Annotated in this window: 10 protein-coding genes and 1 pseudogene; 3 read left to right on the top strand and 8 right to left on the bottom strand. The window is 46.3% G+C overall.

The window, feature by feature from the left end; genetic code table 11:
- Window positions 1-176 precede the first annotated feature (176 nt).
- Entirely contained in the window at window positions 177-572 is a 396-nt protein-coding gene (locus tag BMY60_RS03260) for a hypothetical protein (RefSeq protein ID WP_090331172.1), read from the top strand.
- Window positions 573-696: 124 nt separating this feature from the next.
- Window positions 697-939: pseudogene (locus BMY60_RS16565) on the top strand (AAA family ATPase); the annotation flags it as partial.
- Window positions 940-1263: 324 nt separating this feature from the next.
- On the opposite strand, the gene BMY60_RS16135 reads toward BMY60_RS16565, so the two are convergent.
- Window positions 1264-1548, bottom strand: coding sequence for an ATP-binding protein (locus BMY60_RS16135; protein ID WP_256250647.1), 285 nt, complete (start codon window positions 1546-1548; stop codon window positions 1264-1266).
- A 541-nt stretch (window positions 1549-2089) separates the two neighbouring features.
- The gene (locus BMY60_RS03245) at window positions 2090-2515 is read right to left on the bottom strand and encodes a hypothetical protein (protein WP_090331169.1); all 426 of its coding nucleotides are present in this window, start codon (window positions 2513-2515) and stop codon (window positions 2090-2092) included.
- Window positions 2516-2874: 359 nt separating this feature from the next.
- On the opposite strand from BMY60_RS03245, the gene BMY60_RS03240 reads away from it, so the two are divergent.
- Window positions 2875-3054 (top strand): PLDc N-terminal domain-containing protein, encoded by a 180-nt coding sequence (locus tag BMY60_RS03240; RefSeq protein WP_090331168.1) that lies wholly within the window; start codon window positions 2875-2877, stop codon window positions 3052-3054.
- A 106-nt stretch (window positions 3055-3160) separates the two neighbouring features.
- Here BMY60_RS03240 and BMY60_RS03235 read toward each other — a convergent pair whose 3' ends face one another.
- The 6 genes from BMY60_RS03235 to BMY60_RS03210 all read right to left on the bottom strand — a co-directional run bounded on the left by BMY60_RS03235 (window position 3161) and on the right by BMY60_RS03210 (window position 10261).
- Window positions 3161-3637: a DUF4112 domain-containing protein gene (locus BMY60_RS03235; RefSeq protein WP_090331166.1), complete on the bottom strand. Its 477-nt coding sequence runs from the start codon at window positions 3635-3637 to the stop codon at window positions 3161-3163.
- Between the two features lie 9 nt (window positions 3638-3646).
- The gene (locus tag BMY60_RS03230) at window positions 3647-4780 is read right to left on the bottom strand and encodes an AI-2E family transporter (protein WP_090331165.1); all 1134 of its coding nucleotides are present in this window, start codon (window positions 4778-4780) and stop codon (window positions 3647-3649) included.
- A gap of 327 nt (window positions 4781-5107) precedes the next feature.
- Window positions 5108-5482 (bottom strand): hypothetical protein, encoded by a 375-nt coding sequence (locus BMY60_RS03225; RefSeq protein WP_090331163.1) that lies wholly within the window; start codon window positions 5480-5482, stop codon window positions 5108-5110.
- A 49-nt stretch (window positions 5483-5531) separates the two neighbouring features.
- Window positions 5532-6230, bottom strand: coding sequence for a lysozyme (locus BMY60_RS03220; protein WP_090331162.1), 699 nt, complete (start codon window positions 6228-6230; stop codon window positions 5532-5534).
- A gap of 265 nt (window positions 6231-6495) precedes the next feature.
- A complete protein-coding gene (locus BMY60_RS03215) occupies window positions 6496-9222 on the bottom strand; it encodes a CHAT domain-containing protein (protein ID WP_143057337.1) in 2727 nt (908 codons plus the stop codon).
- A gap of 73 nt (window positions 9223-9295) precedes the next feature.
- Window positions 9296-10261: a CFI-box-CTERM domain-containing protein gene (locus BMY60_RS03210; RefSeq protein ID WP_143057336.1), complete on the bottom strand. Its 966-nt coding sequence runs from the start codon at window positions 10259-10261 to the stop codon at window positions 9296-9298.
- Between the last annotated feature and the right edge of the window lie 24 nt (window positions 10262-10285).

The raw sequence follows: 10285 nt of genomic DNA, 5'->3' as shown, positions 1-10285 counted from the left end.
AATTTGTAACGAACAACTGAACACAAAGCATCAGCAGGAGGCAAAATACCAACTCAGTCTGGTCGACTTATCCACAGATGCGTAGTATCCTGCGCTCTGTTTCCCCCTGGTCAAATTTCAACCGTAATGGGTGGTCAATTTTAAACCGGTATCAACACTCAGGGCCAGAGGCTGTCATGGCGGTTAGCTGCAAGAGTTGGCAGAGTGGTTTTAATCCTTCTTCCGAAATCAACGCAATTGTAAACAACAAGAAGGTGCGTGGCCGCAAAGCCTGGCAGTCTTTTCGAGAGCTTTGTGTCCCGAAATGGTCAGAGGCTTTTGTAACGGCTGTACGGAACGCAACCGGGACAGAGGAGTTCACTTATAGCCTCGCTGTAGCCCATGTCATAGGTAACAAGCAAGTTTGGGAAGAACACCAGCCGTTTATCGATGCCATGGGTGGTAATCCTATACGACTCATAACATTCCAAGACATGATTAGCGATATCTACGATGGCTTAGGTACGACCCTAGCGGCGACAGAAGTTGTGGGCGCATGCTTCAGATGTTTCGCGCAGCAAGAATTGGCATAGATGTATCGTAATGTGGATTTTAACGTTTAGGTCGAAACGTTAGACAGCTTAGCTGTTTGGAATGATAATCCCGCAAGGACATCTGGGGTGGATGCATAAATAATAAATCAGAAGAGGCAAGCAATTGCGTATAAAGCATATCGAGATACGGAATTTTCGTGGAATCAAATCCCTTAAATGGACAGTGAAGGGAACTTTCAACTGTATCATTGGTGCCGGGGATACATGCAAGACGACTATCCTGTCAGCACTCGATTATGCTCTAGCGCCAAGGACCTCGCTTTCAATCGTTGACTCCGATTTCTTCAATCAAAATGTCAACGAAAACATCGTCATACGGGTGACTCTCACAGGTTGGGACGAAAGTGACGAGGATGTGAGGAGGTTCTTTCAGGAAAGTAAATACGCTCAGTACAAATGCGGTCTTAACGATGCTGGACCATTGCCTGAACCAGGTGATGTCGTCGCCGTGTCTGTCTCCCTCCGAGTAGACGAAAGTCTCGAACCGAAGTGGCACATAGTCAAAGGCCGTGACGAAGGAGAGGAAACGGAAAAAAAACCGATATATAGCTCTGATCGTGCGGTCCTCGGTTTAAGTCGCATCGACATATATTCTGATTTTCATTTTACTTGGGGGCGGAACACGATATTGACACGTCTCAGCTCTGAAAGTGAAGGTAATCTGATGTGCTCATTGGGTATCGTCACGAAGCAGGATGATCTGTTTCTGAACGCTTTGCGGCAGGTCATTCAACGCCAGTGTTGCAAAGCTTTTGCCGCGTGGCAATCTGGCTTCACGCGTCCAGTTGCTGATTCTGCTTTGAAAGCGTTGTGCGACTTCCTGTTCACACAGCGCCGCAAGATACTGACTGTAACTCCAGCCGTTTTCTGCAGCGTGCTCCTGGTACTTCTGAAAATGTTGCCCAAAGGCAGGCAACCTGAGTTCCTTGAGCATCAGTGGTAATGCTTCAGACATGGGTCGCCTCCTGGTGTCCCCAAAGGGTTAGTAGTTTTCCCCGGTCAGCCTAGTGGTGACCCTGTTGGGCGGGGCTATCAAAAAAAATAAAATTATTTTTAAGAAATTTCTGAGCATGGTATTTTTCATGGTGCTACCGAATATCATGAAAATAATTCATTGAAAATAAAAGATAAAAGCCTTATTTACAATAGAGTGGGAGTAGTCAGTCGGGATTTGCTCATTAGTGCGTCAGCTTTACGTGTGCAGATCTTCCAGGAAATGATGTGTTTTAGGGGCGTCGTCATGTGTTGTGGCAATTCTGTTTGTTTTTTGGACAAAGGATCAAGCTTTTGTGCCGCAGGACATGCCAAAGCATATTCAAGGCGTGAAAACGACGATAATTTTGTTCGAAAAACAAACCCGAAGGGCGCGGCCATATTTTTACACTTGTTTGTTCAAAGCCCATGAACATAGCCCATGGCTATGCCCTGCACGCTTTTCACAAACATTCATCAAAAATCTGTACGCGCATAATTACGCATAGCACATGACGCATTCCCTAATACTGGAATAACTTGTTCAATTCCAGTCGCAGTGATTCAGCTGTTTGCGGTGTGTACAACGTTTGCAGCCTGCTGCCGCTGGCCGAAAAAAACACTAATGCAGTTGGCATCAGACCGTGTCTGTCGGCAAATGTTTTGCCTTCGGGGATGTTGATGTCGGCGACAATAAAAGTCAGACGCTCAGCATACTCATCTCTGATTTCGTTCATGACAGCCATCGTTTCTCCACTTTGCAGAATATTGTCATCATGGACCAGCAACAGCACGCGCGTGCCTTTTCCAACTAATGAAGTATCGCCAGAAAAACCGCGGGGCAACAATGAAACTGCAAAAAGTACGATCGTCAAAATCAAAGCCAGCGTAACAAACTTTGGCCAGTTGCTTCTTTTGACTACAGGTTGTTTAGTATTCTGTTTTTGCATTATTTAGGTTCATTCAAGAGTTAAATATAATTTCATGACAGTGTAACAAAATTGTATACGCATTGTACGGATTGAACCGTCATGCGATTGCAGTAAACTTAATTTCTTAAGAGGATAGACGCACGAGAAACAAAGCAGATATCGCCTGTTTTTCCATAAGCGTTAGAGGTTGCACTCAATTAGCGAACCGCCTTTTCTGACACCATCTCAAGAACAACAGAAATAATTCACTAATTGAGAGCAAAGGGGGCGATGGTTGATCAACTGGGGGTGTCGATTCATGGCTAAGCGCTTAAATTACGGTATCATTACAAAATAGCAATTACAATTCGATTCTGTTTTTTTAAAAGGAGCAACTGATGGGCGTTGAAGTGGGTGGTTTTTTTGGATTAATATTACTGATTCTTAATGTCTGGGCTATTGTGAAGGTTGTACAGAGTGCTGCCACTACGGGCAGCAAAGTTTTGTGGATCGTACTGATACTTTTGTTACCGGTATTTGGTTTGATTATGTGGCTTCTGTTCGGACCAAGAGGGTAGTGTTGGCAACGGCGTGGTGAAGGGTATGGTTGTCAGCATTGATTATGCGCGGTGCTGTTATAAATGAAGCGTTATAATGTATTGCCGTAACTGTGACGAAACATTGTTATCCGCCTTGTACTGACAGCCATAGCCAGCGCATCAATAGAAATCCGAAAAACCCGATCAGCAACACTGTACCCAGTACCAGAAATGCTATAGCCCCGATAAACAATTGGCTGTGCAGAGCGGTTTTGCCGGGTTTCCCCAGATAAGCATTCAGTAATTGTACGTTGCGGTAATTCGCTTTGAAAGCAAAATCGGCTAAATCGCCGATAACCGGAATAATACCCAGCAGGGTATCCAGCCCGATATTGAATCCCATTCTTATGAGCAACGATTTCGGCGCGCCCAGTTGTGCCGCCTGGGTGAGAATATGTGTTGAAATTATCGCACCGATGGCATCGCCAAGTCCGGGGATGAGTCCAATTAACCCATCAAGGCCGAACCGTATGTCAGTGCCGGGTATGCGGATAGAATTATCCAGCAGCCAGGCTAAACGGTTTAATTTCTCTGTCGAATATTTTCTATGTGTATCGTTCATACAATATAACTAGGATTTATTCGTTCTCTCATTGTTAATGCTAATTTGATGATTTGTATTTGCGCCAGTCTCCGGCTGCTGCGCGTCATTGCCTGTATCGCCGGTATTGAAATCCTTTCCGAAAATCCGCCAGAAAGCCACGAACAGCACAGCGATCAGCGGACCAACCACAAAACCGTTAATGCCAAATAATCCGATCCCGCCCAGTGTTGACAATAACACCATCCAATCCGGCAGCTTGGTGTCGCGACCGACCAGAATCGGGCGCAGAACATTGTCTGCCAGGCCGATAATTAAAATACCGTAGGCAATCAATACCGATGCAGCGATCCATTGTCCGTCTGCGTATAAATAGATCGCTGCCGGCAACCAGATCAAACCGGCGCCAACAGCCGGAATCAAGGAAAAAACCGCCATTATCACACCCCACAGCAGCGGTGCGGGAATATCGAGAATCCAGAAAATGATACCGCCTAACGCGCCTTGTACCATCGCCACTACGAGGTTACCCTTGACCGTTGCCCGGGCAACACCGGCAATATTTCGAAACAGGAGTCGCTCGCGGTCGTCGCCGAGCGGGATGACGAAAACCAGTTTTTCAATCAGTGTACGGCCGTCACGCAGCAGAAAAAAGGCGATATAAAGCATCAAAGCAAGTTTCAACAGAAAATTGAATGTATCCACGCCCACAGCCACGGCATTCTGTGTCAGAAAACTACCGGTAGCCAGTGCGGCTTTGGTTGCATTTTCCCGCAACGAAGTAATATCCACGCCCACACGCTCAAGAAAATCCTGTACTGCCGGAAACGCCTGGCGAATTCTGTCAATGTACTGTGCAGGCTGAATTTCACCTGCGTCGATTAGTTTGTATAAGGCAATGCCCTGCTGCAGGAATGTAGTTAACAGCAGCAGCACAGGTATGACGACCAGAAATACACAGGCAGTCAATGTGATCAAGGCGGTAGTGTTGTGGTGTTCGCCCAGTTTTTTCTGCAGCCAGATCTGCATGGGATGAAACAGGATTGCAATGATACATGCCCACAGAATCGGGGCGAAGAATGGCTTGAGCAGGTATAAAAAAAGACAGGAAACGAGGGTCAAAGTGAGCAGGAATGTCCATCGCTCAAGTTCTTCATTTTTCATAATGCGCCATTTGCAAATACATGAAGCTCAATAACGCTGCGCGAACAATAATGCCACATCGAAGCTCAAGCAAATACAACACGAATCGCAGCGAATGTTTTACTGAGTAACATTGAATTTTAACCTTGGGAGTCGTTCATAAATAAGTGTAACACCTGGGTCGCATCTGGCGGGCGCACTGCGGCGTTGTTCGTCGTCGCCATAGCTTGGTTATGACTCATCCTCCCGCCTTGCATTGCATCCCGCCAGACGCGCCCGATTGCCACACTTATTTATTCGCAGCTCCTTATCAAATTGATATTGTTATTGATCCATCAGGTTTTTCGATCAAAACCATTCCTGAAAAAATGGTCTTGATTCAGCTTGCATTGCATCATGTTCTTCGTCTTCAGCCGGCCCCAGAGTTCTTTCTTCTACAGTAGGCGCTTGTCTATCGCGCTCTATAATTGCCATACCAGCCTGGTTAAGGCCGACCGCCACTGAAAAAATAGTGACTGAATTAATGATATAGAAAATAAATTTATAATAAGCCGCGACTGATTTGTCCGCGAGAGCCATTAAACCGAATACAAAACTGACTATCAGTGCGGTAACGGCACCGGGAAATCCGAATGTCGTTACCAAAGTACCCGTAATCATGGTGGTTGCGCTGCCAGCAAGACCGGGCGTGATCATTGACCTGGAGCTTACAAAATTATCCATATTGACACCTGTAAAGTTAAATTATGTGTAGGTCTAATAAATCAGCTGGTTAACTGCCGGACTCGCCTTTGCGGATATCGATGTCCGGTAATTCTTCACCCTCTTGTGGTAATAAACGTGGAATAGCCGTTCCTTCCAAATATAAATCTACTTCACGTTCCCGGCGTGTTACGAGTCCCTGCCACATTTTGCCGCCAGCGCGTATCCAGCGCCTGAATTGCGCTGGAACTTCCGAATGCTGCTGAGCATTTAATTTTTTGAGCAGAGTGGACCTGTTGAAGTTGCCGCTGCCAACATTAAAAACAAAATCCACCAGCGCCGCATACTGGCCTGGAGTCAATTCGACAGTTACGGCTTTCATCACAGAATATTTGGCCCAGTCCATGTCTTCAATCAATAACGCCTCGCCCTGTTGTTCCGTGATACCGAATATGAATTCCTGTTTTTCAGTGCCGTCACAGGGCGCTTTTTTTATCAGATGTCCATAACCTATGGTGCAAAACCCCGCTGCGTCATTATACAATTCGCTTCGGAAGCCTTCAGATATCTTGGTTAATTCTATTCCGGGTGGATAAACTTCTCTTAATTCAACACCTTCTGGAATCAAGCCGCGCGTTTCATCCAGAAAAATGCCGGGTGTCAGGGCATCCGGTATTTGTTCGACCGGCTGATGCTGCATTTGAGCGCAACCAGATAACTGCACGGCTAGCGCGATACTGAGAATAATCAATATAATAGCTTTATGCATTTTTATCTCCCAAAATTTATAAGATCAAATAATCCCGCTAAAAGTATCTTTACGCTATGTTGCCTGATTTTGTGCTTACTCTGACCTGATACTAAACTGTGTTTGCGGCCGGGCCCCGTTTCGCCATCCCACCTATTTTTGATTGAAAATAAGACTGCATTCAGTTAGTTGAATCTTATAAACATGTCGAGGCTAACACTGATGATGCAAAATTGCCAGACATTAAAAAAGCCATTGATTTTTGTCATAACACTGCGCAACCCATTTATAAGCCATTGCCAATTAGGATAAAAGGCGCCCAATAATAGGGATGCACGGTGTGTTGATTCGAGGCCGGCGCTGCATCCCGTTCACGCAACACGCCGCGATCAGCATCAGACACCGGTGAAAGTACCGATTCCGACAGCATGGATAGCTGCGCTTTTTGAAGCGCAGCTGCTTTTGTGGCGCCGTGTTGCTTGAGCTCTGTGTAGAATTTATTCATCAGCAATTGTGTTCCACGATCATCGACCGGCCATAATGAGGCCAGCGTGGCTTTTGCCCCAGCACTTTCCATTAAGAAACCCAATCCCAGAATTTCTTCTCCCTGGCCGAAAACGGCGCCCAAGGCGGTTTCACAGGCGCTCAATACAATCAAATCGACATTTGTCAGGTTCCATTCGTACTTGACCTGATCCACGGTTACTCTTTCACCGTTACCAAACAGAATAAATGATTCATATGCTTTGTCAGGCACCAGCGCTGCGTGCGTTGCGAAATGAACGATATTGAATTGATTGATTTCTGTAATCACCGTATCCGGGCTGAAATTCTTATCCAGAAGTTTAGTCATGTCGGGATAAATTTCCGTTAAATTATTTACCTCCTCGCCCGCGTATCGCAGTCCACTAAAATCAAACGTCTGATCTCCGATGGTAAATGTGTAATTTCCAGTAGTAAAAGCGGCTGCCAATAATTTTGCTTCCTTGACCGGACGGGTATCCAAATCGGTCAAAGAAAATGCGGTAATGTTATTAATTTTATACTGTTGTATCAGCCATTGCTGTCCGTCGTGCAAGGCAGCTAAGGGAACATACCGCAGTATTCCATCCGGCGCATAAAGAATGGTATCCGCATTAACTTCTGTTAATAAATGTTCAACCGGTTTAATAAGCCATTGGTATAACTGTTGCGCGAACTTCTGTACTGTGTCCTGACGGCCGATTAACGCGGTTCGAAAATTCAATACCGTTCGGTTAAGATCCTGGTGGTCGATGGGAACCGGTATATGCAGGGGAGGGCTGAGACCTGTTACCAGAACCAGTTCAAGCCGGTCTTGCATGATTAGAGGATAAAGCAATACAACATGCTCCCCCAGTCGTTTTAAATTGTCACGCAATGGCCTCAGATATTCCAAAGCAGGCATTTGCGTACGTACTTCACGGCCGAGTTGATCGATCAAATCTCTGATTTCACTACTTTCAATAAAGCTGACAAACGCTCTTTGCAGCTGTTGTTCCTGTTTGATTAGCTGCCGCAGCTTTTCGTTCTGCGCTGCAGTGCGATCGCTTCTATCTATGCTGTTTAATACAGCCAGTTCTTTTCCAATATGGATAGACTGCTGCAGTAATTGCGCATACTGTTTCTGAATCTGCTGTTCGGGAGACAGCATGGCAACGCCCGTGGCTGTACTGGTGTTGCCGCGAACCGGCCCCAGAAAGTTTGTTGCTTCCTGGATTTTTAATAAATCCAGGATTTGCTGGGTTTCGATGACTCTGTCCTGCTTTAGCAGTAAATCAGCCAGTTTGCGGTAAAAACCCTGTACGCGGTTTAAATACGCTTTTTGCTCTTGTTGCGGCAATATCTGCAGTTCTTCGCGAATTGCTTCGCTGATATTGACTGCCAGTTTATAAAAAACAATGGCCAGCGTGTCTTGTCCGGATTGTGTGAACAAATCACCCATGTTAGCCAGGGTAATTCTTTCACTTTCACGGTCACCGGTTTCATGCCAAATCAGCAGCGCTTTTTGAAAAGCCTCCAGCGCGGAAGCGTGTCTGTTCATTCGTGCATAAACACTGCCGATACTGTCATAGGTTGCGGCAATTTGTATGCGGGTATTTAATTCCTCCAGAACCGGCAGCGCCTGAAGCAATGCACTCAGCGCTGCTTTATGGCGCCCCATTTCACTAAGCAGCAAACCGTAATTGTTGCGGGTTTCGGCTGCACCGAATCGATCCTGAATTTTTTCTCGCAACGCAACAGCCTGTCTGAAAGCATCCAGTGCGGCAGCATAATTTTGCTGCTCTGATTCAATATAGCCGATATTGTGATAGGAAGACGCGATACCCGCTGTATTGCCTGCCTGCTGATAAATGGCGAGTGCCCGAAACTGATGAGTCAGCGCCTTTTCATACTGGCCCATTTCGGCGTAAACCGAACTCAGGTTCGTTTGAATATTTCCCAGATCAGTCGGGGTCGCACGTGCTGTTTTTGCGAATAACTGCTGTGCCTGTTGATAGTGCTCAATGGCCTTGATATAACGTCCCTGAGCAAGGTAAGTGGCAGCCATATTACCCAGTGTTCGGGCTTCGCCGAGTATGTTCCTGGTGATAATTCTTAATTCAAGCGCTTTGTTTAAATGTGCGCGGGATTTTTCAATGTTGCCTGTTTTTTGGTGTGTCAATCCCAGCATATTGTGCAAGATGGCACGGTCGCGCTCACTGTGCGTTTTTCGAAGCGCAAGCGCATGTTCAAAGCTGGCGATGGCGGCAGTATTGTTTTGTAGTTTAAGGTAAGTGCGGCCCATTTTATAATAAAGATCTGCACGCTGGGCATCGCTGTTATCGGCCGGCAAATAAACCAGCGCATTCTGGTAATGTCTCAGTGCTGCCGGATAGTCTTGTTTCTGGTAGGCCGTAAAACCGGCATGACGTTCAACCTCGGCGCGGCCAACATGTTTGCCGCCAATAAAATCATGTAATGATGCGCACGCTGAGAGATAAACAGTCAGCAAAAAAGCTATGCAGCCCCTGACCGCTACAGACTGATAGAGTGTGCGGTTTCTGTGGTTACTGTCTGCGTTCACATCATAATGGACTATGTGAAATCCGCCTGTTTTTGTGCAATGAAAGCATTGCCAGCAGAAACCCCAGGCTCAAAATCAACAGTACCGGGTATTTGACAACAGTTACGACCGGCCAAAGCAACGCCCGGGTTAACGATCTGGCTGTTTCGTGTCTGGAGATGAAGCCGGCGAAAGGCGGCGAATAGGTCTCATATAAACCAATCATGTTTCTGCCAAGCGCTGTTTTTGCCAAATGGTTGTCCCTGAATTGTCTGAGAATTTGCACCTCTCCGGCGAGAGGGCTGCCGTATGCGGCAGTCGCGATAAAACAGGGGTGGCTTTGACGCCGGTCACCCATATTTGATTGTCCCGGTCCATAGCCGGAATCGCTTAAGTGATCTTCGTCATCCGCGAAACCTTGCTGACCGGTAGTCATTTTACGCATGATTTGCTGCTGGTTTTCCATATTCTCGATCTGATTGTTCATTTGATTTAACTGCTCATGCATCCGGCCTATTTCAAGCTCCAATTGATACCGGACCTGTGGTTGTGTGGTGCTGTCTAAAACGCGCTGTTTATCTCTAATCCGGCGTTTAAGCTGCAACGCATTACCACGCACGCGGCGGGTTTGTATTTTCAAATCGTTTAATTCTTTGCGTATCTGTAGATGCCGGTCCTGATCTAATGGTTTTTGAATCAAGCCCCGTTCCGGTTCCTGGGTGGACGAAGATTCATTCTTTACTGGCGTTCTCTCCTGAGTGCGCAGCAGTTCCCTGCTGCGTAACGGCGCTTGATTGCGCGGTGTTTCCTGAATTTGCAGCTTGCGCGGCTGGATCGTTTGGGTTCTGTCAGTATCGGTGCGAATGTCCGCCGGGAAACGTTTAATCGTTCTGTTTTTTTCATCAGCGTATGAAGCTGTAGAAACAATTAAAAATAATACGCAGCAGATTTTTGCAAAAAAGGCCGGATTGAAGATTGCAAAATACATTGTGATGTTCTCTATGTTTACATT

This window comes from Nitrosomonas sp. Nm51, from assembly GCF_900111165.1.
Classification (GTDB): domain Bacteria; phylum Pseudomonadota; class Gammaproteobacteria; order Burkholderiales; family Nitrosomonadaceae; genus Nitrosomonas.
This window is presented reverse-complemented; position numbering and strand designations above follow the sequence as displayed.